This is a genomic window from Microcystis wesenbergii NRERC-220 (assembly GCF_032027425.1).
In the GTDB taxonomy this organism is placed as follows: domain Bacteria; phylum Cyanobacteriota; class Cyanobacteriia; order Cyanobacteriales; family Microcystaceae; genus Microcystis; species Microcystis wesenbergii_A.
Genome location: NZ_JAVSJA010000001.1, coordinates 2615200 through 2641401 on the forward strand (window position 1 = coordinate 2615200; position 26202 = coordinate 2641401).

A 26202-nucleotide genomic window follows, 5' to 3' on the forward strand; every position below is an offset into this window, starting at 1 on the left:
TAATTGTTATTGTCTAGATATGGTTAGGAAAAACAAAATGCCCAGACAACTTCAGATAACTCTCCCTGAAGATACCATGCAACTTCTCGATCGATGGTTAGCGAGTAGTGATGATCCTGAAAAAGAATATAATAATTTAATCAATGAAGCGATTAAATTATATATTATGAAACAACCGAGAAACTACCTCAAGCAACAATTAAAGGAAGGAGCTATTATTAGAGCAGAAAGAGATTTAAATTTAGCACAAAATTGGGTTTCTCTAGAGGAGTATTTATGGTAATAATGATTATTTTCAAACTTAAAAAACTGCTGAAAAAATTTGTCTTTAGTCTCCAAGAGGAAGGATGGAAACCAGCACTCAAAAAGACGAAACGAAAAATTATTAAAATTCTCACAGGAAAGAGTTCCTCTGAATTTGAAGAACAGGTGATCGAAAGGGCTAAATTAGCTGAACCGCGACCCCTAGAAATTGCCAGTAGTGATGATCCTTTAGTCTCGATTATTATTCCTGTTTATAACCAATTTGCCTACACCTTTAACTGTCTGGAATCCTTGAGTGTTAACCTAAGTTCTGATTTAGCCTATGAAATAATCATTGTTAATGATGCTTCCAGCGATGAAACTTTAGAACAATTAGCAACTTTAGTTAAAGGAATTAAAGTATTAACCAATACAGAAAACTCTGGTTTTATCCGTTCCTGTAATTATGGGGCTAGTAAAGCAAAAGGTCAATACCTATATTTTCTCAATAACGACACTAGAATTCTGGAAAATTGTCTAGAAAGTTTAGTGAAATTAATCGTCAATAATCCCCGAGTTGGTGCGGTGGGTTCTAAGTTAATTTATGCTAATAGTAAACAACAAGAAGCGGGGGGAATTATCTGGAATTCTGCCGATGGTTGGAATTATGGACGCTTAGATAGTTCCGAGGAACCGGAATATAATTATGTGCGTCCCGTGGACTATTGTTCGGGGGCCAGTTTATTAGTTCCTACGGATTTATTTAAGCAATTAGGTGGTTTTTGTCAAGACTTTATCCCCGCATATTACGAAGATACAGACTTATGTTTTGCCATCCGAGAATTGGGTTATCAAGTCCTCTATCAACCCCAATCTAACGTCATTCACTACGAGGGAATTACCTCGGGAACAGACCTTTCCAGTGGGACAAAACAATATCAAATTATTAATCAAACTAAGTTTCGAGAAAAATGGTCAAAGGTATTAACTAAACACCTAGATAACGATGCTAATAATGTACCCAAAGCTGCCCGACGTTTACAAGGAAAACCGACAATTTTAGTCATCGATTCCTATGTGCCACTATACGATCGAGAATCTGGCTGTGTGCGTTTATTAAATATTCTTAAGCTACTGCTCAATTTGGGCTATTCAGTGATATTCTTTCCCGATAATGGCTATCCTGAACAACCCTATACTTCTGTACTGCAACAGCTGGGAATTGAAGTTATTTATGGCACACCGCAAAGATATAATCTAGAAGAAAAATTAATCAAATATTTACCCCTGATAGATGGAGTTTGGTTGTGTCGGCCCGAATTGTGCGATAAGTATATGGATTTAATTCGCTTAAAAACAAAAGTACCAATTATTTATGATACAATTGACCTGCATTTTCTGCGTTTAAAACGTCAAAAAGACTATCTCGATCCCAGTTACCAAAATACTAGCTGGAGTTGGCAAACCTATCAGAAATTAGAGTTAAACTATGCTAACCAAGCGGAAGCAACCGTGGTAGTAACGGAAGATGAAAAGCAGGTTTTATCCTCTTTAGGAGTGAAAAATGTTTGGGTAATCCCCAATATCCATGAAGAAATTTCCCTGTCAGAAAAAGTTGCCTTTGACCAGCGATCGGGTTTAGTATTTATTGGTAGCTACAATCACCCTCCTAATATTGATGCCGTTAAGTGGTTATGTTTAGAAATTATGCCCTTAGTTTGGGCATCCCGTCCCGATATTACCGTTAATTTATTGGGAAGTAACCTCAAGGATGAAGTGAAGGAATTAGCCAGTGATAAAGTGATTGTTACTGGTTATGTTCCCGAAGTAGAACCCCATTTCCAAAAGAGTCGCATTTTTGTTGCCCCCCTGCGATTTGGTGCGGGAATGAAGGGTAAAATAGGTCAAAGTCTTTCCCTAGGATTACCGACTATTACCACAAAAATTGGTGCCGAAGGTATGGGATTAATTGACCACCAAGATGTTTTAATTGCCGATACTGACGAGGAATTTGCCCGAGGGGTGATCGAACTCTATGACAATAGGGAATTGTGGCAAAAACTCGCTGATAATTCCCTAGAAACTATTAAGAGATACCAACCCGCTACCGTGCAAACTAACCTACAAGCTTTGTTATCGAATCTAGGAATTGTTGCTAAGGATAGTTAACAAGAAAAAAGCTCATTTCTCCCACAGGTCTATTCTATGTCACCGCAACCAAATAAACTCTAGAATCCGCAATTTTGCAGAATTAAAAACCTATTGAGAAAGTCGGCGTTGCTGATTTGATAAACGCCAACTTTCTCTAGAAGGAATTCCTGACTATAATGCGCTCGTTTGCCTCGAAAAACTTGCAAAGAAAAGTTAAAGTTTTGCTCACTTTTGTACTTTATATGCTACCTAAAAACTATAGGTAATCAGGCAAAAAAATCCTCATGCTGGTGGGCGATTTCGTCGAAGATTACGAAGTAATGGTTCCCTTTCAAGCTTTACAAATGGTTGGTCATCGGTGCGTACTGCCGTCCACGATTTTGAAGGATATCAAACCTATGGCGAAAAAATCGGTCATAATTGCACCCTTAACGCCACTTTTGACGAAATTAACTCCGAAAACTACGATGCCCTCCTTATTTGTCCGAAGTAGTACCTTGTAGTTTTGCTGCCAACTAAAAACTAGAGATTTTTTCAACGCAATTTTATCGACTGATTGACGAATTTTCTAAGATAAGCTAGACTGAACCCAGACAAAAATTCAGACAGTGATTAATGAATAGTTATTGTTTTTGCGGTTTAGCTCTCGGCAAAAAGTATCGTTCCTGTGCAGTCAACGTAGCGCGGGATCTGGAAAAATACCATCCCGGTATTCAATATCTGATATTGACTGATGAGCCAAGGGATTTTCAAGATTTAAGTAACGTAATTGCCATTAAACATATTCAGGATAGTATCATGTTTCCCTATAATGACAGGCGTTTTGCTATTGAGAAAGCCTTAGAACGCTATGACATGACTATTCAAATTGATACGGATATTCGATTAATAAAATCCTTAGTGTTTCCTGAACAATTTAATAATCTTGACGGAGTTTTCGGCACAATCAAGAATCTAAAAGCTCATCTAACTCGTTATCAACCCGAAAATATTCCTTATTATGAGAAAGTGGCGCAGAAGTTGGATATAGATTTTGAAAACGCTCCCTATGTTGGGGAATTTATCTTTGCTGTCGGAAAAAATCGGAAAAAAGAACAAGAATTCATTTACTATTGGGGAATAATTGCCAAATATTTAGAAATACACCGCCTTCACGGTGCAGATGGTCCAGTAATGGGGTTAGCTGCGGCGAAAGCAGGTTTACCTACCTATCCTAGCGAATGGTCTGACATAATCGAGCATGAATTTGTCGAACATCTTAAGTTTTCCTCTGGTAAAAACAGAATTCAAAAAAGCGACTGGGAAAAGTTAAAGTTTCGTGTGGCCTATCATTATCGCTTAAATAAGCAGAGAATATTAGCCTTAAAAGATTTTAACTTTTATTATACTGATTAATGGGACAGTATAAACTTGATAAATTGATAAACTAGGCCTATGATTTTCAATTTTTAGATCAGCTTGTTTATCCGTAGCAGTTATCTTAATGGTGAAGCACAAAGTTTTCCTTTTGAGGAGTCGGTCGTCAACATCAAATTAGGTTACACTTTATCTTTAAGATAACCGCTGTATCAAGCATTTGTATAGGATCAATTTAGGACAAATTTTGACTTTTTTATTCTATAAACCTCTTGCATAATTAATTTTTGAGGTTTCAAAAACGGCACAAATAAGGATTAAATGGCATAAAATCTCTAAATAGACCATTTAATTGCTTATTATTCATTCTTAATTCTCCTGACTACTGACTACTGACTCCTAACCCTAACAACAATTTTTGATTTTTACAAGAGGTTTTATTAATATGCCAACTTATCCTGATATCTCCAGTCAAGCTTTTAAACATCCCCTAGATCAGCAAGCTGAACAGGCCTTAAGATCGGTTCCAGGGTTTGACTTATTAGCGAAAAGTTTTTCCGAATATCTCTATGAACGTCCCCAGCAAATTTTATTAATGGGCAATGATCTAAAAGTCGGCCCGCGTCAATACGCCACTTTATACGGTATCTATCGCCAATGTCTGCGGGATTTAGATATGTCCCCAGAACCGAATCTTTATGTCAGTCAAAACCCTTCAGCGAATGCCTATTCTTTGGGTTCTGAACATCCCTACATTGTCTTTAATACTGCTCTTTTAGACCTCTTAGATGAAGAAGAAATTCGGGTAATTCTTGCCCACGAATTAGGACATTTAAAATGCGATCATAGTATTTTAATTCAAATGTCTTTTTGGGTGATGGGGGCGGCTAATTTCCTTGGTGACATCACTTTAGGACTAGGAAAAGCCATTACTACCGGTCTAGTTTATGCCTTTTATGAATGGCGCAGAAAAGCGGAATTATCAGCAGACAGAGGCGCTTTATTAGTCACCGATGATTTAAATTTAGTCCTGAGAACTTTAATGAAATGTGCAGGAGGAAGTCAAAAATACCTGCATGAATGCAACTTAGAAGAATTTATTCGCCAAGGAGAAGCCTATCGACAATTAGACCAAGATAACTTAAACCAGATTTATAAATTTCTCATTTATAATGGCGGTAATGGTTCCTTTTTAACCCATCCTTTTTCCGTAGAAAGAGTGCATTATCTACAGGAATGGTTTAACTCGGAATCCTATCGTCAAATTCGCCGGGGAAACTATGCCAAAACAGGGGTAAAAAGCTCGATTAATGTTGATGCTAATGATAGCGAAAGCGAAAGATTGCAGCGACAAATAGCAGAACTACAAGCAGAAATTGAACGGGCAAAAAGACAAAGAAACCCTGAATAATCTATACGAAGGCGCTCATGCAAAAGGCGCTCATGCAAAAGGCGCTCATGCAAAAGGCGCTCATGCAAAAGGCGCTCATGCAAAAGGCGCTCATGCAAAAGGCGCTCATGCAAAAGGCGCTCATGCAAAAGGCGCTCATGCAAAAGGCGCTCATGCAAAAGGCGCTCATGCAAAAGGCAAAAGGCAGCTTTGTTCTCCCCACACCCCACACCCCACACCCCACACCCCACACCCTTTACTGATCACAGAAAATTCCCTCGTCTGTGTTTTGCCGATTTGGTGAGTACAATAGAGATAGCGGAGACCGAGAATAGCAATTCTCCCTACGATGATCCATAAACACTTACCCCTACTCTCTCTTTTTTGTTCTACTGCCCATGCTCCAAGATACCCAATCCATTCGTTACTATCAAAGACTAACCGATGACATGGTGGATCTTTGGCACCGTGGCTCGCGTTTTGATGAGATCCGGCTATATGTGGAAGGCTATTTAGCCTGTTTGCGCGATTCTAATTCCATAGAACCCTATCTAATTCATCGTCTTGAAGAAGAAATATTTCGCTTCTTGCGAGATCCTTCCAATTTTGAATATCTCTCCCCCCAAACCCAAACCCAAACTGAAGCAGATTATGGCTATTATTAACCCCAGTTCGGGTTAAGGGAATTTGGCCATCAGTTCCGGAAAAAGAATCGGATTGACTGGCTAGAATAGCCTCAGGATTAGACCTCCTGCACACAGCAGAATTCAGGAGTTAGGAGTCGGGAGACAGGGCGATTTTTACAAGCGGTCTACTGAGCTTGACAGGAACGAGATTCGGTCATCTGTAGAACAATAGTATCGATCGCTTTCACCAGGGCCTGTCCAGAAACCCGTTGATTATTAACGATAATGCTAAATAACATCGGTCCTTGCTGGGGGTTTTCTAGATAACCCGATAGGGCCCGCACACCGGTGAGAGTGCCAGTTTTAGCGTAAACTGTGCCAGTAGCGGCCGTCTGACGCATTCGGTTTCTCAGGGTGCCACTAATTCCCGCTACCGGTAAGGAAGCATAGAAAGTATCGCGATTAGGAGAATAATACATCACCCGCAAAATTTCCACGATCGAGCGGGGAGTAGCGGTATTACGGCGGGATAATCCCGAACCATCGGCTAAACGAAAACCACTGGGATTGATGCCCAATTGTGCCAAGATGGCAGTAACATTTTTAGCACCGCCGATGAAGCGAAAAAGAGTTTCAGCGTAGAAATTATTACTTCTCTGATTAGTGATATTAACCCAATCGCGCAGGGATTTTTTCTGAATCGTCGTTTCCGGGTTCATCGCTTGTAAAGCGGCAGCCGTGGTAAATAACTTTGTATTAGAAGCAGGGATAAAATAGCGATCGGCGTTATGACTATAAATAACCGTTTGGCGATCAAGAGATTCGATTAATATACCCCACTGATTGGGAGCTTGACTGATAATTTTATCGATATTTGCCCCAATCAATTGAGTACAGGTATTATCGATGTTATTGTTTTCCGGCGGGGGAACGTATAATTCTATGGATTCGTTCGACGAGGAAGGAGCGGGATAAACAGACAGATTAACTTGAGCGATGCTGGGGTAGGACAAGGCGATAGTGGCTACACTGGCCACTGTCAGGGAATTAAGGCAAGTGAGGAGTTGTTTCATGCTGTGTTTGTGTAAGAGTCTGGTTTTCATAAGCGTTCGCCCTATTGTACCAGTTGCCGCTCAAGTGTCAACGTTACCTGTCTAACAGATTTTAGCCGCTAATTTTCGGCAATGCCAGAGAAGAAAGCTGGCAATAGCCCGCACTGATACCCCTTCTCAAGACCGTTGGGAATTTTTCTGGGTTCCAAAATCGTGCTATTTTGATACTGTTGACATTGCTGCTGACAATTTGGGGATAATAAAAGCAAAGTATCGGAAAAGGGATATCAGACCCATGTATTCTGTCTCAGATGATTCCAAAATAATGACGAATACCAGCCGTCAAACTGTGCTAGAGACGTTAAACTTACAAAAAACTTATCGGACGGGATTCTGGTTAGATAAAAAAATCGAATCCTTGAAAAACTGTACTTTAATTGTCCATGAGGGCGAAACCTTTGGATTATTAGGCCCGAACGGGGCCGGCAAAACCACGCTCTTAAAAACCCTTTTGGGGATTGTCCGACCCACTTCCGGACGGGCCTTGATTCTCGGTCAGCCAATTGGCGATCGCTCGGTCAGGCAACGCATCGGCTATCTTCCCGAAAATGCCTACTACTACGACTATCTCACCGGCTGGGAATTCCTACAATTAATCGGCGGCATTTTTCAAATTCCCTCTTCTGTGCAGAAAAAACGCATTCCTGAATTATTGGATTTAGTGGGATTAGACCGCAAAACTGCCCAGAAAAAGCAATTGCGTCAATATTCTAAGGGGATGATGCAACGGATCGGTATAGCTCAAGCATTAATCAATGATCCAGAATTAGTCTTTCTCGATGAACCGATGTCGGGACTGGACCCTATCGGTCGCTATCAGGTGCGAGAAATTATTCACTCCCTCAAACAACGGGGGAAAACCATCTTTTTTAACTCTCATATTCTCTCCGATGTGGAACAAATTTGCGATCGCATTGCCCTGTTAGCCCGGGGAGAATTACTCTGTGTCGGTTCCCTCGATCAAATTCTCGGTCGTGCTGATGTCTATCAGGTGATTGTTCAAGGTGGTAGGGAGGATCAACTACAGCAATGGCTCCTCGGTTTGCATTGGCGCGATAATTGTTGGCACGGACAACTACAGGGAGAACCAGATGCTTTTCTGGCTGCCCTGTCTAGTATCGATGCTCGCTTGATTAGTCTTAATTTAGCTCGTGCTTCCCTGGAAGAATTTTTTATCGACCAATTACGTCAGCGCGGTATTACCTCTAGTCAATAGGCACTCTCAGAGCAAATCCGTTTTTAATAGCAGCCCAGAAACATCCTCTCAGATTTGGTCAGGATTAATGCCCAATTCCCGCAGTTTGTTGGCTAATCGTTCCGCTCGTTGTTTTTCCTCGTTATAGCTGGTGAAAGCTTGTCCATCGGGATAAAAAAGCAACATTTCCGGTTCCCCTAACTGAAAACGAATGCCTAAACGGGGACTAACCCAATTATCGAGAGTTTCCAGAATTTCTAGCTGATTTTCCCCTCTTATCCCACCACTAGCATCATTTTTATGGGGATCATAAAGATAATATTCCTCGACCCCATAACGGTCATAAAATAGCTGTTTTTTGGCCATTTCCGTGAGGGTGTTACCCGGAGAGAGGATTTCAAAAACCACCTGGGGACTAATGTTATTTTCTAGCCATTGTCGATAGGAACCTCTTTCCCCTTTTGGTCTCCCAAAAACCACCATGATATCCGGCGCTTGACGCAGTTTATGATCATTTTCCACGGGATACCAAAGTAAATCCCCCGCAACAAAGACATCAGACTGCTGGCGAAATAGCCAGTCTAAATTAGTTTTAATTGTTGTGATCCAACGAAATTGCTGGGTATTATCGGCCATGGGTTGACCATCGCTATCGGGGTAGATAATTTCAGTAACGTTAGTTTTATCTAGTTGTGAAACCATAGGACTAAGTTAAAAGTGAAAAATATAATTTTATAATAGCGGGCATTTATATTATATAGCAATTCGTAGGCTGGGTTAGCAAGGACTAAGCGACCATCTCTTGACAAATCGCATTAATTAATTATATATTACTATATCTCGCTACATACTGATATTTTTCTGAAGCTAGAAGGGTATATTAAGAAGGTGAGAGATTCCGATCACCGCTTATTGAGATCAACCTATTATGCTTATTTACTTTATTCATGGAGTGGCAACCAGAGATGCTAGTTATGCCAATAAATTAATCAAACTAATTGAAGAAGAATGTAAACGCAAAAATCGGACAATTCCCTACTGTTATGCAGGATTTTGGGGAAATGTCCTCAAAGGAACCGAAAAATTATGGCGAGATATCGACCAAGAATTACAGATACAAAAACAGAAAAATAGTAATTTTAACCCCGAGCAATCCTTTCGCTATCAAAATTTTAGAAAAGAGTATTTATCTTATTTTATCGGTGACGCATTTAGCTATTTAGGCAGCGATCGAGGAAAACAAATTCGCCGCATTATTGCCGATCAATTAATCGATCTTGTTCAAGCTCATTCCCGGGAAACCGAATTACATATAGTCGCCCATTCTTTGGGTACTGTAATCCTTTGGGATCTGTTATTTTCTGAGCGTTTTGACCCTCAGGATCCCGCTTATGAAATTCGTGATATTATCGGTAAAGAGCGGGGCAAACTTTCCCTATCTAGTGTAACAACAATGGGTTCACCGATCCCATTTTTAAATCTAACTCTAGGCATTGATACTAATCAAATTGAAAAATTTATTACCCAGCATCAAGGCCAGCGTTTGCTCTGGAATAATCTGATCAATTCCTCCGATATTATCGCTTATCCAATTCGTCCTCTTTTTGATTCTATAACCGATGTATCCAAGATTTTAATGAGCGATTATTATCTAGAAGCGACTGGCAATATTTTTGATTCTGTAGAAATTGCTGCCGTTGTCTTAAATTCCCTTAATGCTCATACCTATTACCTAACATCAGATAAAGTGGCCAAAAATATCGTAGAGACAATTTATTTTGATCAGCACGATTATAATCATGGCAATAGTTACGGCAATAACACCTGTGTTGAGCTTGCCATAGAAAGAATAGCCAAAATATCTGGAGTGACTAAAGATGTGGTAAAAATGAAACCTTTAAAAGAAAAAATATTACTAGAAGGTAAATTTAAAGATGCCAGTGGTTATATTTATTTAAGCTCAGATTTATATCGTGTTCATCATGTTTATATACAGGACAATCATCAAAATATTGTATATGCTGTATATGTGGGTTGGATTCATGTAGAGGGATTGAAAAATTCTGTCACCGAAATCATCAGACAGCTATGTTATGTCAACGATGAAGCAAAGAATAGCTAATAGCTGCGCTATACTGCCATTATTGAGATTAAACCAGCATTTATGAGTCAATCCCCCCGTATTCTAGCACTCGATTTTGATGGTGTTCTTTGTGATGGCATGATCGAGTATTTTCAGATTAGCAAACGCACCTATGAAACCCTTTGGCCGGAAACAATTCCCGAGGATTTTTTCCCGAGGTTTTCGCAACTTCGTCCAGTTATCGAAACCGGTTGGGAAATGCCTTTACTGTTGCGATCGCTCGTTCTCGGTATTCCCGACGAGGAAGCTTTAAATAATTGGCCGTCAATTGCTCAAAATATACTAGAAAGGGAGAAAATAGCGAAAAAAGTTCTCTCAAATGCTCTCGATGGTCTTAGGGATCGATGGATTGAGTCGGATCTAGAGTCTTGGTTAACTTTACACCGATTTTATCAACCCGCGATCAATCGCCTCGCCTCTCTTTTAGACTCGGATTTTTTGGTTTATATCATCACTACCAAAGAAAGCCGTTTTGTCAAGCAATTGTTACAAAAAGTAGCAATTAATTTTCCGGCAGCGAGATTAATTGGCAAGGAAATTAAACAGCCGAAATACCTGACTATTCAGCAAATACTGGCTAATTTACCCGAATCTCCCGCTAATTTGTGGTTTGTCGAGGATCGTCTCGATGCGTTGGAATTAGTGGAGCAACAAGCAGATTTAAACGATGTGGGCTTATATTTAGCCGATTGGGGATATAATACCGCTCAAATGCGCCAAAAGGTCGCTCAAGATACCCGCATTAAGCTGTTATCCCTATCTCAATTTGCGGCAGACTTTACCCACTGGTAGAGTCACTGACGAAAAATATTAAAACTTCGTCCATTACCCGATGGGGTTGTTATACTAAATCCGTTGAGTATAGGCTACTTATGAAGACAGGCACTCATGCAAAAGGAAGAATAAATAATCAGTCTTTAATAACCGGATTTAGTATTACACTGATCACTGATAACTGATAACTGATCACTGATAACTGATGCTGCTATACTAAAAAGCGTAGTCGTTATGAGTTGCATTTACGGTTATGACTGTCGAGAATTTAGTCATTATTGGTTCGGGACCGGCGGGATATACGGCGGCGATTTATGCGGCGCGTGCGAACTTAAAACCCTTGATGTTTGAGGGTTTCCAAGCGGGAGGCATTCCGGGTGGACAATTGATGACCACCACAGAAGTAGAAAATTTCCCCGGTTTTCCCGAAGGAATCACCGGTCCGAAGCTGATGGAAAGAATGAAGGAACAGGCCGAAAGATGGGGGACCCAATGCTATACCGAAGATGTTATCTCGGTGGATTTAAGTCAGCGTCCTTTTACCATTCGTTCCACAGACCGGGAAGTGAAGGCCAATAGTATTATTATCGCCACGGGAGCCACTGCCAAACGCTTAGGATTACCCAGCGAGGCCCAATTCTGGAGTAACGGGATTTCCGCTTGTGCTATCTGTGACGGTGCTACACCGATATTTAGAGAGGAAAACCTCGCTGTAATCGGTGGCGGTGACTCGGCGGCGGAAGAAGCCGTATATTTGACTAAATACGGCTCTCACGTCCATTTATTGATACGCGGGGAAGCGATGCGTGCCTCGAAAGCAATGCAGGACCGGGTGTTAAATAATCCGAAAGTTACCGTTCATTTTCACACCCAAGCACTGGATGTGTTCGGTACAGACAGTAAAATGGCAGGACTACGCATTAAAAACTCGCAAACGGGAGAAATCAGGGAATTAGCCGTTAGAGGGTTATTTTATGCCATCGGTCACACTCCCAATACTTCCCTATTCCAAGGACAACTAGAATTAGACGAGGTGGGTTATGTGAAAGTCAAACCGGGGACCGTTGCTACCAGCGTCGAGGGAGTTTTTGCCGCAGGAGACGTGCAGGACCACGAATACCGTCAGGCAATCACTGCCGCAGGTACGGGGTGTATGGCGGCGTTATTGGCAGAAAGATGGTTATCGGAGCATAATTTAATCCAAGAATACCGTCAATCAGCCACTTCTGAACATTACGAGACGAAAACCGTTAGCGAAACCCCGGCCGATACGGAGGAAACTTTTGATATTAACAAAACCCGTCACGTTGGGGGTTATGCTTTACGGAAATTATTCCACGATGGCGATCGCTTGTTAATGGTAAAATATGTTTCTCCCACCTGTGGCCCCTGTAAAACCCTGAAACCGATTTTAGATAAAGTTGTCGATGAGTACGATGGCAAAATTTATTTTGTGGAAATTGACATCGAAGCTGACCCAGAAATTGCCAAAATGGGTCAAGTAACCGGGACTCCCACGGTACAATTCTTTAAGGATCGGGAATTAGTAAAAGAAATGCGCGGAGTCAAACAAAAAAGCGATTTTCGTCAAGTAATTGAGAGTTATCAATAATCAGTTATCAGTTATCAGTTATCAGATGTGAGTTTTCAGTGGACAGTATTAAATGGCAGTTTTCTGCTGTCTTTTCACTGTTTAAGTGGGTGGGTGGAATTAAATATAAGATGAACGTAGGTTGGGCTTCGGCCGTGAGCTTTTGCGTTCGACAAAAGCTCACGCCGAGGTCCGAACGGTTGAAGCATGAAACCCAACGCCCGCATAGTTTACGCTACCGCTAACCCATCCTACAAATAATTGTGCCTCCCTACTTACTGTTTACTGATTACTGTTTACTGATCACTGTTTACTGATCACTGTTTACTGATTACTGAAATAACACCTCCACTGCCATCTCCTCAAGCTTGAAAACCTCAATATCATTAGAGTTCTTGCCTAATTAATTTTTGATAGTTCAAAAATGAGAAAAATAGGCATAAAATTGCGTAAAATCCCTAAATAGAGCATTTAATTGATTAATGCTCATTCTTAATTCTCCTGACTACTGACTACTGGCTCGGAGACTCCTCACCTAAGGTCAGATTTTTGATTTTTGCCAGAGGTCTATTGATTTAAAGCATCTTTAAGAGCCGTGCGAGCGGCCAGATGATTGCGAGTCGAGGTGAGAATTTCCGATTCTCGTTGCAGACGACTGACTGTATCGAGCATTTCTAATAAAGCTTGTTGTTCCCCGGCCACACCGTAGAGATTACCCGCCACCCAGTAGGATAATTCCAGGGGAAGACTGGGCAAATCGTCGGGGAGTTCAATTTTTTGAGCGGTTAATTTGGCTGATAGATGAACCACATCCCGCAGCAGTCGATCCACTTCTTTGGCCAGAGGTCGCAAATCTTGGGGGGTGGGGACATCTTCAATCCACTCCACTAAACCGACGCGATAGGGTTTTTCCCGGACGTATTCTAGGACACGGAAGCGCTGTTGACCGATGGTGAGAATTTTTAACCGATCATCCGGGAGACGTTGACAACGGACAACTTCCGCACAACTGCCCACTTTAGCGATTTCTCCCGTGGCCGGATCTACCATTAAGACCCCAAAACGACGATCTTCTTCCAATATCGTATTCATCATAATCCGATAGCGAAACTCGAAGATGTGCAGGGGCAGAGGACGACCCGGAAATAAAACAACTTCGGGTAGGGGAAAGAGAGGTAATTCTCTAACGGCAATGGAAGAAGTGGCCATAGGTTTAGTGAAAAAAAACCGATCTTCTCTTATTTTTACACAATCCCCCCTGAACCGCTAGGCAAGGGCAATAGACAGGAGGCAGCCTTGAATCAGTAAACAGTTATCAGCTTCTGAAGGCAAGAGGCAACAGGCACTCGTGCAAAAGACAGAATCTGACAATTCTCCTACCTAAAAAGAAGGTTAGAAACTAAGCACATCAAAGCTTTTAGCTTAACCAATTAGGTCTTAGATTCGGCCCTTGTTATCAGATGTGAGTTTTCAGTTCACTGATTACTGTTTACTGTTCACTGTTCACTGAAAATACTTCCCTCACTGATCGCTATGCAATCTAGATGAGAAAATTGCTGATTTTGTCATCTAGATTGCAGCCTGATCGGAAACCTCTGGGTAATCTATGAGTATAGATACTCAAACCTCTCCTTCATCGGTGCGTTCCTGAGAGGGATGATTTTTTTTCTCATAAACTTTACAATATTTAATACTTGTTGTAATATTAGTTAAATAAACAAGGTTGTCACTACTTGCCATTTATGCCCATAAACTCTACATATAGCTAAAAACCGGACTATAGAGCCAATTAAATCGTCAATTAGATTTCTCTCTATCCTTGAGTAATCACTTACCGATCTCTTTACAAAACTAGAAAAAACCCTGATAGCATCTCCTTAACTGCCCCTGGGGAAGCGATCTTAAAAACGCCATCAATCCCTGAATATCAACCCTCAATCGACGCGCACTCATGAAAACCTCGAAAAACCTCACCGATCCAGTTCGCGCCTATCTCAGAGAAATTGGCCGAGTTCCCCTTCTTTCCCATGAAGAAGAAATTCTCTACGCGAAACAGGTACAAAGATTAATTTTTCTGGAAAAAATCAAAGAATCCCTAAAAGCTAAACTCGGCAGCGACCCCAGCGATCGCCAGTGGTCAGAAGCGGCGGAAATTAGTGAAGAACAACTACGTCGAGAATTAGGGGCGGGGGATTTCGCCAAACGCAAGATGGTAGAAGCGAACCTGCGTCTAGTGGTTTCCGTCGCTAAAAAATACCTAAAACGCAATCTAGATCTATTGGACCTCATCCAAGAGGGAACCATTGGGATGCAAAGAGGGGTGGAAAAATTCGATCCCACCAAAGGCTATCGCTTTTCCACCTATGCCTATTGGTGGATTCGCCAAGCCATCACCCGGGCGATCGCAGAAAAAAGTCGCACCATCCGTCTGCCTATCCACATCACCGAAAAACTGAATAAAATCAAAAAAGCCCAGCGTCAACTAGCTCAAGATAAAGGTCGCGCTGCCACCATTGCCGAATTAGCCGAGGAATTAGACCTAACTCCCAAACAGGTGCGAGACTACTTGGAAAGGGCCCGTCAACCCCTTTCCCTTGACTTAAAGGTGGGGGACAATCAAGACACGGAATTAGGGGAACTCTTGGAAGATAAGGGACTTTCCCCCGAAGATTACACTGCCTATTCTTCCCTCCAAGTGGACTTAGAAAAACTGATGGCAGACCTCACCCCTCAACAAAAAGAAGTGATTTCTCTGCGTTTTGGTTTAGATAATGGGCAGCCCCTCACCCTAGCAAAAATTGGCGTTCGACTCAATATCAGTCGTGAACGAGTCCGTCAGATCGAACGAGAAGCGATCGCTAAATTAAGAAAACGCAAGGGCAACATCAGAGAATATCTAGCTAGTTAAGCCAGAGATAACTTAGAATTTGGGTCAAATTGATCGTCTGGATCACAGCGAGAAAAATGACCCACTTCTAGATTCATCGGCCACTTTTCTCGGCTATTTCTCTACTTCTTCAAGATATTTTTTCAACAGGAGAGCTAATTTTTCTTTAGTGGCGACGGGAACAGAATCTAGACGGGTAAGAATAGCGTATTTAAGGGCAGAATGAGCGGCAGAAACGGGAGGATTAGCTGCTAGACGGCGCACCGTTTCTTGGATGACTTTTTGGGCATTAATAGCGTTATGGTGCAGATTTTCGATCACCATTTCTACCGTGACATGATCGTGATCGGGATGCCAACAATCATAATCGGTAACTAGGGCTAAGGTAGCATAGGCAATTTCCGCTTCTCGGGCTAATTTGGCCTCGGTTAAATTGGTCATACCGATCACGGTTGCCCCCCAACTTCTATAGAGATTTGATTCCGCTTTAGTAGAAAAAGCCGGCCCCTCCATGCAGATGTATGTACCGCCCCGATGCAAGGTAACTTCTGGCAGGTTTAAACTAGCGACGGCATCCCCCAAAATTTCGGCTAATTGGGGACAAACGGGATCGCCAAAGGCAACGTGAGCAACAATTCCTTCCCCAAAAAAAGTCGCTATTCTCTCTTTAGTTCTGTCAATAAATTGATCGGGAATGACTAAATCTAGGGGTTTAACTTCGGCTTTTAGGGAACCAACGGCCGAAGCGGAAATAATATATTCAACCCCTAATTGTTTGAGAGCGTGAATATTAGCTCGAAAGGGTAATTCGGTCGGTAAAAAATGGTGACTTCTGCCATGACGCGCTAAAAAGGCCACTTCTGTTCCCTCTAAAGTACCGAGAATTAAAGCATCGGAAGGAGAACCAAAAGGAGTATCGAGGGATACTTCCCGCACATCCTTGAGGGCATCCATTTTATACAAACCACTGCCGCCAATAATGCCAATTTTTACCGTCGTCATAGTCTTGGAAAGAATTAGTTATCGTTGCCTTGATGTTACCATAATTGAGCGATCGAACTATGATAATTTTTCTGTCAAGACCTTACTTTTTCTTTTTCTTGCCCTTGAGGGAACCATTAATTAAACCATTAAAGCCATAAATTTCTTCAGTTCCCGCGATGGCAACTAATTCCACCTCTTTCGTGTCTCCCGGTTCAAATCTAACTGATGTACCCGCGGGAATATTCAGATGGGTTCCTTTGGTTAATTCGCGCTGGAACTCCAGGGCCTCGTTAACTTCATAAAAATGATAGTGGGAACCCACTTGAATCGGTCGATCGCCTGTATTAGCCACAGAAATACGCAGGGTGTCGCGACCGACATTAATCTCGATCGCCCCGGATGGTGTGATAATTTCTCCCGGAATCATAAGTGCTAAAAATCTCCTGTTAGTGAATGGGATTGTGAACGGTAACTAATTTAGTACCATCGGGAAAAGTCGCTTCGATCTGCACTTCCGTAATCATTTCCGGGATACCTTCCATTACCTCCTCGCGAGTTAATAAAGTCGTGCCGTAACTCATCAATTCAGCCACGCTACGACCTTCCCTAGCACCTTCGAGGATGGCGGCGCTAATATAGGCGATCGCTTCGGGATAATTTAACTTAATACCGCGGTTTTTGCGTCTTTCGGCGAGCAGTGCCGCCGTGAAAATGAGTAATTTATCTTTTTCTTGGGGCGAAAGTTGCATAGATGGGCCTTTTTTCACACAGATGCCTAGGGTTATTGTAGTTCTTGGCCGGGTAGTTGTAGCGATCGAGTTGTGAAAATTTATGTACTTAGCCAGCATTATTGATAAAGATTGGGGAAAATACTCAAAAACTTTGCTAGGAAAGGGCGTTGTCAGATCAGAATAGGAAAGATGCCATGCAATCCTTGCTACCCTTCGACTTGGCTCAGGGCAAGTCAAAGTAATTTCAGTTCCGGGCTGATTCGGGGCATCTTTCAATTTGACAACGCCTATTGTAGGGCTAATTCCGGAATTAGCCCTACACCTATTACCTAGCTATATTCCACTAGCCCAGATTCCCTTGGTTTTATCTAATAAGGTTTCAAAATCCGCTTCTGTCCTTTCATCCTCAACCACTTGAATGTTAATGGCTAACTTTGTTGCTGCTTCAAAGGGTAAGTTAGAGAGGATAATCTTTTGAGAATTTCAATAGTTAAATAGGTTTGATAGGTATTCATAATTATTGACAAGCAGAAACTGTTGATTTAGGATAGAAAAGACAATTATAATACTTTTTGATAACCGATAACTGTTTCATTTTCATTGTCCTTAACAAAATTTAACACTACCTCAATTTTCTCAAAAAAATCGAGGTAATGTTAGGCGGGAAAGATAGAAGAGCAAAGGGTTAAAGTCTTGGGGAGACACAGGCAACCCGAATGATAAAGGTGGTGCGTTACGGCGGATTGTTAATTTGAGTTTTTTGACCGAATTGATAGCCGCAAACACGCACCCTAGACTCTACTAAAAGTGGGAGTTTTTCAACCCAAATTTTCTGGTAAAATGATTGAGGATAATTGGCCAAAACTTTATGGGGATTTAAGCCTGTGATCATCAAAGAGTTAGAAGAGCAACTTCTTGCCCTCAAACCTAGCGAAAAAGTGCAGGTAATCCAGTTACTCGCTCAAAGTCTTGGTGGTAATTGGCAGGGAATTGAGAAAACGCCTAAAGTTTGTGGTGGACAAGCCTGCATTGCCAATACAAGAATTCCAGTTTGGGTGTTAGTAGAAGCTCGTCGTCTTGGTTATAGTGATGCTGATTTATTAACAAGTTATCCAACTATTAAAGCTACGGATTTAGCCAATGCTTGGGTATATGCGGCGGCTCATGAAGATGAGATTGATTTACTCATTGAGCAGAATCAGGCAGTTTAGGGGATGATACTAAATCCGCTTATTAAAAACTGATTATTTATTCTCCGTTTTGCCTGTTGTCTGTTGCCTGTTGCCTGTTGCCTGTTGTCTGTTGCCTCTCCTGATATGTAGCCTATACTCAACGGATTTAGTATTAGATTAAACTGCTCCCAAAAAGGCAAAAGCTGCCTGGGACGCACCCTAAGATATCTGAGGCCAGCAATGCTCTAAAGTTGATAATTTAATTGGGGACAATTTGCCGAAAAAGCTTTTACTTCGTCATCCCATTCTAACTTGAGCGGCGACTGGTATCCATTGTATCATCACCAATATCTTTCGGTCGTCCGCTCCAACGTTTTGCTAGACCGGGTTTTCGCGACAAGGTGACAACTTCTCTGCCACTTTCCGCTTGCTTCTTGCGTAGATCTGCAAAGATTGCATCCAAGTCATAGTTGAAGGACTTGGCATACTCTTCACGGATTCGGTGGATCTCTTCGACGATCTCATCATGAAACATAATCAACCTCCTAACAGTTGGTTGGGTGTACAAAGAATCGGTAACTCGTATCCAAAATCAATGCTGATCTCTGCCAATTTTCTCTGAATTTGAGCATTAGCAATATGCTTACAGTTCCACGTTAACAGATAATCCATACCGTGGACAGTTGCGGCGGCAATGTGGATCGCGTCAACTTTCGCTTTTGGAGGCAGATTACTGCGGGTTAAGAATTGTTTAGCCAAACCTTGTGCAGCTTCGTTCAATGCTAACAAGGGAAAATCACGCAAAATATCCAGCCTTTCGGAGGCGATCGCTGTATCTCCTTTAGTTACTTCCTCTAGGACAGCCTCGGAAGTGTACAGAATAAAGTCGTTTCGACGAAATTCCCACCATTCCCTCGTTATCTCAATATTAGCCGCCACAATAATATCTCTGCTGGGTCGAGCAGTTAGGTAGCCTAAGATACTGGTTTCAATATAGACGCTTTCGCTCACGGCAATAGGAGAAAATCTATCCAACGTCCATCATACCCTATTTAATCTTGGTTCCGAGGGTGTTGGGTAACAGTCGTCAACCCAACTACGGGCTGCTGTCAAAAAGGCAAAAGCTGCCTGGGACGCACCCTAGAAAATCTCAAAAAAATCGACCCGCCGCTAGGCGGGAAAAAGAGAAAAAGAGAAAAAGTAAAAAAGGGTAAAAAAGGGTAAAAAGAGAATAAGGGTTACAGAGTCCTCCCAGCACCGCACACCACCCGAAAACCGAAGTAGTTGACGATGTTGCCCCGGCGGTAGTTGAAGTTGCGGTAAGCGGAACGGCAGAGATTTGGAAGGCCGTACCAAGAACCGCCCCGCACTATTTGATAATCATTATCCTTTATCAGCCAAGCACTGCCGTCACTTGGCGCATTCTGATAGCTATTATGCCAATTGTCTTCGCACCACTCCCAGACATTTCCGTGCATATCGTAGAGGCCGAAAGCATTGGGCCTTTTCTGGCCCACAGGATGAGTTGTCTGCTGAGAATTTCCGCTATACCAAGCGTAATCTTCTAACTGATTAGCATCATCACCGAAATAATAGCGAGTAGTAGTCCCCGCACGACAGGCATATTCCCATTCCGCTTCTGTCGGTAGGCGATAGGTTTTCCCGGTTATTTGACTCAATTTCTGACAAAAGGCTTGAGCGTCATGCCAACTAACCATTTCTACCGGATTTTGGGGATTGTTTTTAAAATGAGAGGGATTTGTTCCCATTACTGCTTGATATTGTGCCTGAGTGACAGGATATTTCCCGATCGCAAAACTGTTTATTTTAACTGGGTGTTGAGGCTTTTCATAACTTGTAGCATCGGGATCACTATCAGGAGAACCCATGAGAAATTGACCTGCTGGTAAGCCTACCATTTCCAGTGTTATTCCCTTGGGTAGGTTTTCGGTAAAGTTTGTCAGTGGAGTTGGCACTACTTTAGGTAACGGTGTAGATGTCACAGTAGCGATAGGTAACTGTGTAGATGTCACAGTGGGGACGCACACCACCCGAAAACCGATGCTGAGGTTGAGGATATCGCCGTTGGAGCGATCGGTGGAACGGCAATACTCGGGAATGTCGTCCCAAGAGCCGCCACGTATTATGTGAACATTACTATTATTTGTTACCCAGGCACTGCCGTCACTTGGCGCATTCTGATAGCTATTATGCCAATTGTCCTCGCACCACTCCCAAACATTGCCACTCATGTCATAGAGTCCCCAAGCATTGGGCTTTTTCTGACCCACAGGATGAGTTGTATTTTGAGAATTTCCTTCATACCAAGCGTAATCTTCTAACTGATTAGCATCATCACCGAAATAATAGCGAGTAGTAGTCCCCCCACGACAGGCATATTCCCATTCCGCTTCTGTGGGGAGACGATAGGTTTTCCCGGTTATTTGACTCAATTTCTGACAAAAGGCTTGAGCGTCGTCCGAACTAATCCTTTCTACTGGATTTTGGGGATTATTTGAAAAATGAGAGGGATTTGTTCCCATTACTGCTTGATATTGTGCCTGAGTGACAGGATATTTCCCGATCGCAAAACTGTTTATTTTAACTGGGTGTTGAGGCTTTTCATAACTTGTAGCATCGGGATCACTATCAGGAGAACCCATGAGAAATTGACCTGCTGGTAAGCCTACCATCTCCAGTGTTATTCCCTTGGGTAGGTTTTCGGTAAAGTTTGTCAGTGGAGTTGGCACTACTTTAGGTAACGGTGTAGATGTCACAGTAGCGATAGGTAACTGTGTAGATGTCACATTGGGGACGCACACCACCCGAAAACCGAGGATGAAGTAGTTGAGGTCGTAGCGGCGGACGTAGCTGTAGCGGAAAGCGGAACGGCAGTAATCCGGATTGAAGTACCAAGAACCGCCCCGCAGTATTTGATAATCATTATCCCTTATCAGCCAAGCACTGCCATCCCTTGGCGCTCCGATATAGTTATCGTGCCAATTGTCTTCGCACCACTCCCAAACATTGCCACTCATGTCATAGAGTCCCCAACCATTGGGCCTTTTCTGGCCCACAGGATGAGTTGTCTGCTGAGAATTTCCGCCATACCAAGCGTAATCTCCTAACTGATTGGCATTATCACCGAAATAATAGCGAGTAGTTGTCCCTGCACGACAAGCATATTCCCATTCCGCTTCTGTCGGTAGGCGATAGGTTTTCCCGGTTATTTGACTCAATTTTTGGCAAAAGGCTTGAGCATCATTCCAACGAACCTTTTCTACCGGATTTTGGGGATTGTTTTTAAACCAAGAGGGATTGGTTCCCATTACTGCTTCATATTGTGCCTGAGTCACTGGATATTTCCCAATCGCAAAACTGTTGACTTTAACTTGGTGTTGAGGCTTTTCCGAATCCCTAGCATCGGGATCACTGTCAGGAGAACCCATGAGAAATTGACCTGCTGGTAAGCCTACCATCTCCAGTGTTATTCCCTTGGATATTTTTTCGGTAAATGGAGTTAGCTTTGCTGGGGGAGGTGGTGGCGAAGAGGGCGCTGGAGGCGCTACTTTAGGTGACGGTGTAGGTGTTACAGTAGCGACAGGTAACTGTGTAGATGTCACATTGGGGACGCACACCACCCGAAAACCGACGTAGTAGTAGTAGTCGCGGCGGAAGTAGGTGAAGTCGTAAGCGGAACGGCAGTAATTTGGAAAGTCGTACCAAGAACCGCCCCGCAGTATGTGATAATCATTATCATTTGTCAGCCAAGCACTGCCATCCTTTGGCGCTCCGATATAGTTATTGTGCGAATTGTCTTCGCACCATTCCCAAACATTGCCACTCATGTCATAGAGTCCCCAAGCATTGGGCCTTTTCTGGCCCACAGGATGAGTTTTATCCTGAGAATTTCCGTCATACCAAGCGTAATCTCCTAACTGATTAGCATCATCACCGAAATAAAAGCGAGTAGTAGTCCCCGCACGACAGGCATATTCCCATTCCGCTTCTGTCGGTAGGCGATAGGTTTTCCCGGTTATTTGACTCAATTTCTGACAAAAGGCTTGAGCATCATCCCAACTAACCTTTTCTACCGGATTTTGGGGATTGTTTTTAAACCAAGAGGGATTGGTTCCCATTACTGCTTCATATTGTGCCTGAGTCACTGGATATTTCCCAATCGCAAAACTGTTTATTTTAACTGGGTGTTGAGGCTTTTCATAACTTTTAGCATCGGGATCACTGTCAGGAGAGCCCATGAGAAATTGACCTGCTGGTAAGCCTACCATCTCCAGTGTTATTCCCTTGGATATTTTTTCGGTAAATGGAGTTAGCTTTGCTGGGGGAGGTGGTGGCGAAGAGGGCGCTGGAGGCGCTACTTTAGGTAACGGTGTAGATGTCACAGTAGCGATAGGTAACTGTGTAGATGTCACAGTGGGGACGCACACCACCCGAAAACCGTTGTTGTTGTAGTAGTTGTCGCGGCGATACGCAGAACGGCAGAAAGACGGATGGTCGGACCAAGAACCGCCCCGCACTATTTGATCATTATCATTTGTCAGCCAAGCACTGCCATCCTTTGGCGCTCCGATATAGTTATCGTGCCAATCGTCTTCGCACCACTCCCAAACATTACCACTCATGTCATACAATCCCCAAGCATTGGGCTTTTTCTGTCCAACAGGATGAGTTGTATCTTGAGAATTTCCGTTATACCAAGCATAATCTTCTAACTGATTAGCATCATCACCAAAATAATAGCGAGTAGTTGTCCCTGCACGACAAGCATATTCCCATTCCGCTTCTGTCGGTAGGCGATAGGTTTTACCTGTTATTTGACTCAATTTTTGACAAAAAGCTTGAGCGTCGTCCCAGCTAACCTTTTCTACCGGATTTTGGGGATTGTTTTGAAACCGAGAGGGATTGTTTCCCATTACTGCTTCATATTGCGCCTGAGTCACTGGATATTTCCCAATCGCAAAACTGTTGACTTTAACTTGGTGTTGAGGCTTTTCCGAATCCCTAGCATCGGGATCATTGTCAGGAGATCCCATGAGAAATTTACCTGCTGGTAAGCCTACCATCTCCAGTGTTATTCCCTTGGGTAGGTTTTCGGTAAATAGAGTTAGCTTTGCTGGGGGAGGTGGTGGCGAAGAGGGCGGTGGTGGCGATACTTTAGGTGACGGTGTAGATGTCACATTAGCGATACTTTTACCCGGAAAAATATCAAAATTTAAATCACTAGATCGCTCACACCAATAACACTTTCCGTAACTGCGGTTGTAGTAATGATTATCAACTTTGCCACAGCGTATAACCTCTTTTAGTGCAGCTTCCAAAGTACCGCGCCATTCCTCAGCCGTCGGTCGTCTGTGGGGGAATTTATGTCCCTCATTGAAACAGCGCAAAAATAAGGCGTGTAAGTCGCGATGTAAAATATTTAATGGGATTGTTGTATTACTAGGTACAACCAATTTATCACCAGAAAAAGGCCAGAGTCCCCGTCGAATTAGTTCCGACTGTTCCAGGGAATCTCCTGCTCCTTGCCACAATCCCCGAAACGGCGGCCCGCTAAATAGTAGATAATAAATAACAACTCCTAATCGAAAGCGATCATGCACTTCTGTTTGATCTACATCTGCTATATTCACTCCAATTAATTCCGCCGGTGTAAATCCTTCTGAGCCAACTAAACACCGATATATTTTACCGCTATAGGGATCTGATACTTGAAATGAATCTGTGTCAATAATTGTAGGTAATGCCCGATTATTTACTAAGATATTTTCTAGCTTGATGTCTCCCAAAACATAACCTTTAGCGTGAATTGCTTGGATAATAGCGGCTATATTCCGCGCTACTACATGAAGAAAATACCAATTAGCTTCTAACTTGTCTTGTCTTCTTAACTTGGGCGTACAAAGCTTTAATAATGTTTCTGAACCCACCACTTCTGGCATTAAAAAACCAGCGACTTTTCCCTGGTTATCTTCCAAGATAGAATAGGGCCAAGCGAAGGAAATATGGTTAAGATGAGCATTAGGATCCCCAGGACGATTTCTCACCATTAACTGTAATTTATCAACCCTTTCATTATGGGGATTGTGGTAGATTTTCGCTAAGTACCCATTAAAGTTAGTATGCCATACTTTCGCCTCGCCACTGTTCGCCAATTCTTGCGTCAGGGTAATCAGGCGATTTTGTAGTTGACAGCGATAAGTTAAAGACATCAAAAAATCTCCGAGTATTTGTGCTGTTCAGAAAATTTTATCTAGTCGTTTCTAATAAGTTAGATATAAGTAGCTGGTTATAATTAAATAGATTTTGGGTTCGATCCCCCCTGCCCCCCTTGATAAGGGAGGTGCCGATAGGCGGGGGGATCCCCCCTGCCCCCCTTGATAAGGGGGGTGCCTGACAACTTTTAACACCTACCTACTTATTATAAGTGTGAGCATCTTGCTCACTTACTAATAATATTAAGTAGCTGGTTATAATTAAATTAAAAATGGATTTTGCCTTTAATCCCCCCTTGATCCCCCCTTGATAAGGTAGGGTTGATTCATGAATCAACCCTACCCTTGATAACGGGGGTGTCTGATAATTTTTAACGCCTACCTACTTAGTATCAATCAAATACTGGTTTGGCTGTGTCATCTTGAACGCGATCGAAGTCTGAATCGTTGCCAACGCTGGGAATCTGGCATAGCACCTCTGCTAGGGATTTTCGTTGCGGTTGCAGCAAGGCTTTTTCTAAGATTTGGCGGTGTTCGGCTTCGGCACTGATCCCGTGTTGGCTGGCTCGCTTTTTGAGAGCTTTGACGATGGCTTCATCGATATTGCGGACGATTAAATCTGCCATAGGTTGTATAGTTAATTGCTGCTTTGATGGCGAAAAAGATACTGTTTCTTGGGTAAAGAATTCATCACCTAACGGCGGAATATCAGAATAATCGATATTCTCATCCGTCATCGCATCAATTCTCTTCAAGTCGCTTTTGATAGATTTTTTGCTCACGATTGTTTTACCTGGGAACGCTATGATCCAGAAACTGGGTTTGTCAAACAAACCCGGTTTCTTAAACCCCTCAGTTTCTTAAACAAAAAGCTAGGAGTAAGGTTTTATCATCGGTTGTTAACTTATTTAAATCCTCCCGCTCTAAAAATTCTTTGAGATCTTCCTGCAATGGCGTTTCTGTCTGTTGTAAATATTCCTCTAATGGCTGAAAAAAAGGCGGAAAAGGCTGCCAATTTTTATAATCGATCGATACCTTTTCCACTCCATCTGTCGCCACACAAATAAAGGCAACTGGCTCGGTTAAAACTTTTATTTGCATATCCTCCAAAGCATTACTAGAAATAACAAAAGTGGTTTCATTGATGTATTCCCCCTTGTCAGGCTGCAACAATAACTGATAATTTCCACCCAGAGGTTTGAAGACAATAAAACCATCTCCTATCTGCATCGCCGCTAACCGTTTTGAAGTAACCAAAACAACCAGTAAAGTTGTCGCTAGATCATTAATGTCTAACTGTTCTTTTTCGGTTTCTTCTTGGAGAATTTGCTGAACATAAGCCAACAGTCGCCGGAATATTTCCTCTAATTCTGCTTCAGTTTCAGTTGCCGCAAATGCTGTTTTTTTGAGATTTTCCTCTAAAAATTGCAGCGCTGCTTTAACTGTTATTTTCGCACCCAAATCCGAACGTTTGGCACTACCGGCCCCATCGGCCACGGCTCCAATCAAAACATCCTGACCCAATAATTTATAAGCAGCATAATCTTGACAGGGTAATCCCCCTTGCACATGAAAACTACCGATTACCGATTGACACAACGTTCTCCACATAAT

Annotated in this window: 24 protein-coding genes; 13 read left to right on the top strand and 11 right to left on the bottom strand. The window is 42.4% G+C overall.

Annotation, left to right across the window (positions count from 1 at the left end; translation table 11 throughout):
• Positions 1-37 precede the first annotated feature (37 nt).
• From RAM70_RS12925 to RAM70_RS12955, 7 genes are all read left to right on the top strand, one after another.
• Complete coding sequence (locus tag RAM70_RS12925) at positions 38-283, top strand: hypothetical protein (protein WP_045356187.1); 246 nt, start codon at positions 38-40, stop codon at positions 281-283.
• Positions 277-2412 carry a glycosyltransferase gene (locus RAM70_RS12930; protein WP_045356190.1) on the top strand — a complete coding sequence of 712 codons (2136 nt, stop codon included), beginning with the start codon at positions 277-279 and terminating at the stop codon, positions 2410-2412. Before RAM70_RS12925 ends, RAM70_RS12930 begins: the two co-directional genes overlap by 7 nt.
• A gap of 340 nt (positions 2413-2752) precedes the next feature.
• The gene (locus RAM70_RS12935) at positions 2753-2887 is read left to right on the top strand and encodes a type 1 glutamine amidotransferase family protein (protein ID WP_274518313.1); all 135 of its coding nucleotides are present in this window, start codon (positions 2753-2755) and stop codon (positions 2885-2887) included.
• Positions 2888-3009: 122 nt separating this feature from the next.
• Entirely contained in the window at positions 3010-3789 is a 780-nt protein-coding gene (locus tag RAM70_RS12940) for a hypothetical protein (RefSeq protein WP_045356192.1), read from the top strand.
• 406 nt (positions 3790-4195) lie between these two features.
• Positions 4196-5161 carry a M48 family metallopeptidase gene (locus RAM70_RS12945; protein WP_312674066.1) on the top strand — a complete coding sequence of 322 codons (966 nt, stop codon included), beginning with the start codon at positions 4196-4198 and terminating at the stop codon, positions 5159-5161.
• A 17-nt stretch (positions 5162-5178) separates the two neighbouring features.
• A complete protein-coding gene (locus tag RAM70_RS12950; protein WP_312674067.1) occupies positions 5179-5403 on the top strand; it encodes a hypothetical protein in 225 nt (74 codons plus the stop codon).
• A gap of 135 nt (positions 5404-5538) precedes the next feature.
• Positions 5539-5805, top strand: a complete 267-nt coding sequence (locus RAM70_RS12955; protein WP_045356196.1) for a DUF6761 family protein — start codon at positions 5539-5541, stop codon at positions 5803-5805.
• A gap of 146 nt (positions 5806-5951) precedes the next feature.
• On the opposite strand, the gene dacB is transcribed toward RAM70_RS12955, so the two are convergent.
• A complete protein-coding gene (gene dacB / locus RAM70_RS12960) occupies positions 5952-6839 on the bottom strand; it encodes a D-alanyl-D-alanine carboxypeptidase/D-alanyl-D-alanine endopeptidase (RefSeq protein ID WP_312675912.1) in 888 nt (295 codons plus the stop codon).
• 274 nt (positions 6840-7113) lie between these two features.
• Here dacB and RAM70_RS12965 point away from each other — a divergent pair, with 274 nt between their 5' ends.
• Positions 7114-8094 (top strand): ABC transporter ATP-binding protein, encoded by a 981-nt coding sequence (locus RAM70_RS12965; RefSeq protein WP_312674068.1) that lies wholly within the window; start codon positions 7114-7116, stop codon positions 8092-8094.
• Between the two features lie 48 nt (positions 8095-8142).
• Here the strand turns inward: RAM70_RS12965 and RAM70_RS12970 are convergent, their stop codons facing one another.
• A complete protein-coding gene (locus RAM70_RS12970; RefSeq protein ID WP_045356201.1) occupies positions 8143-8775 on the bottom strand; it encodes a Uma2 family endonuclease in 633 nt (210 codons plus the stop codon).
• Between the two features lie 226 nt (positions 8776-9001).
• Here RAM70_RS12970 and RAM70_RS12975 point away from each other — a divergent pair, with 226 nt between their 5' ends.
• From RAM70_RS12975 to trxB, 3 genes are all read left to right on the top strand, one after another.
• On the top strand, positions 9002-10195 hold the full coding sequence (locus RAM70_RS12975; RefSeq protein ID WP_312674071.1) for a lipase family protein: 1194 nt from the start codon (positions 9002-9004) through the stop codon (positions 10193-10195).
• A 42-nt stretch (positions 10196-10237) separates the two neighbouring features.
• Positions 10238-11008 carry an HAD family hydrolase gene (locus tag RAM70_RS12980; protein WP_288001312.1) on the top strand — a complete coding sequence of 257 codons (771 nt, stop codon included), beginning with the start codon at positions 10238-10240 and terminating at the stop codon, positions 11006-11008.
• Between the two features lie 235 nt (positions 11009-11243).
• Complete coding sequence (trxB, locus tag RAM70_RS12985) at positions 11244-12602, top strand: thioredoxin-disulfide reductase (protein ID WP_045356205.1); 1359 nt, start codon at positions 11244-11246, stop codon at positions 12600-12602.
• Positions 12603-13148: 546 nt separating this feature from the next.
• Here the strand turns inward: trxB and RAM70_RS12990 are convergent.
• Entirely contained in the window at positions 13149-13790 is a 642-nt protein-coding gene (locus RAM70_RS12990) for an LON peptidase substrate-binding domain-containing protein (protein WP_045356206.1), read from the bottom strand.
• 742 nt (positions 13791-14532) lie between these two features.
• On the opposite strand from RAM70_RS12990, the gene RAM70_RS12995 reads away from it, so the two are divergent.
• Complete coding sequence (locus RAM70_RS12995; protein ID WP_045356207.1) at positions 14533-15489, top strand: RNA polymerase sigma factor, RpoD/SigA family; 957 nt, start codon at positions 14533-14535, stop codon at positions 15487-15489.
• Between the two features lie 93 nt (positions 15490-15582).
• Here the strand turns inward: RAM70_RS12995 and RAM70_RS13000 are convergent, their stop codons facing one another.
• The 3 genes from RAM70_RS13000 to ureA all read right to left on the bottom strand — a co-directional run bounded on the left by RAM70_RS13000 (position 15583) and on the right by ureA (position 17201).
• On the bottom strand, positions 15583-16470 hold the full coding sequence (locus RAM70_RS13000; RefSeq protein ID WP_287999782.1) for an S-methyl-5'-thioadenosine phosphorylase: 888 nt from the start codon (positions 16468-16470) through the stop codon (positions 15583-15585).
• 82 nt (positions 16471-16552) lie between these two features.
• Positions 16553-16879 (bottom strand): urease subunit beta, encoded by a 327-nt coding sequence (gene ureB / locus RAM70_RS13005; protein ID WP_045356217.1) that lies wholly within the window; start codon positions 16877-16879, stop codon positions 16553-16555.
• Positions 16880-16898: 19 nt separating this feature from the next.
• Positions 16899-17201, bottom strand: coding sequence for an urease subunit gamma (gene ureA, locus RAM70_RS13010; RefSeq protein WP_002738360.1), 303 nt, complete (start codon positions 17199-17201; stop codon positions 16899-16901).
• 866 nt (positions 17202-18067) lie between these two features.
• Here ureA and RAM70_RS13020 point away from each other — a divergent pair.
• Positions 18068-18394: a DUF433 domain-containing protein gene (locus RAM70_RS13020; protein WP_312674078.1), complete on the top strand. Its 327-nt coding sequence runs from the start codon at positions 18068-18070 to the stop codon at positions 18392-18394.
• Positions 18395-18662: 268 nt separating this feature from the next.
• Here RAM70_RS13020 and RAM70_RS13025 read toward each other — a convergent pair whose 3' ends face one another.
• The 5 genes from RAM70_RS13025 to RAM70_RS13045 form a co-directional block, all read right to left on the bottom strand.
• Positions 18663-18890 carry a hypothetical protein gene (locus RAM70_RS13025; protein WP_004268635.1) on the bottom strand — a complete coding sequence of 76 codons (228 nt, stop codon included), beginning with the start codon at positions 18888-18890 and terminating at the stop codon, positions 18663-18665.
• Positions 18891-18892: 2 nt separating this feature from the next.
• Positions 18893-19366 (bottom strand): type II toxin-antitoxin system VapC family toxin, encoded by a 474-nt coding sequence (locus RAM70_RS13030; RefSeq protein WP_043998848.1) that lies wholly within the window; start codon positions 19364-19366, stop codon positions 18893-18895.
• A gap of 227 nt (positions 19367-19593) precedes the next feature.
• Positions 19594-24585 (bottom strand): SUMF1/EgtB/PvdO family nonheme iron enzyme, encoded by a 4992-nt coding sequence (locus tag RAM70_RS13035; RefSeq protein ID WP_312674081.1) that lies wholly within the window; start codon positions 24583-24585, stop codon positions 19594-19596.
• Positions 24586-24980: 395 nt separating this feature from the next.
• Positions 24981-25370, bottom strand: a complete 390-nt coding sequence (locus RAM70_RS13040) for a FitA-like ribbon-helix-helix domain-containing protein (protein ID WP_238567717.1) — start codon at positions 25368-25370, stop codon at positions 24981-24983.
• A gap of 70 nt (positions 25371-25440) precedes the next feature.
• Positions 25441-26199 carry a PP2C family serine/threonine-protein phosphatase gene (locus RAM70_RS13045; RefSeq protein ID WP_312674083.1) on the bottom strand — a complete coding sequence of 253 codons (759 nt, stop codon included), beginning with the start codon at positions 26197-26199 and terminating at the stop codon, positions 25441-25443.
• Between the last annotated feature and the right edge of the window lie 3 nt (positions 26200-26202).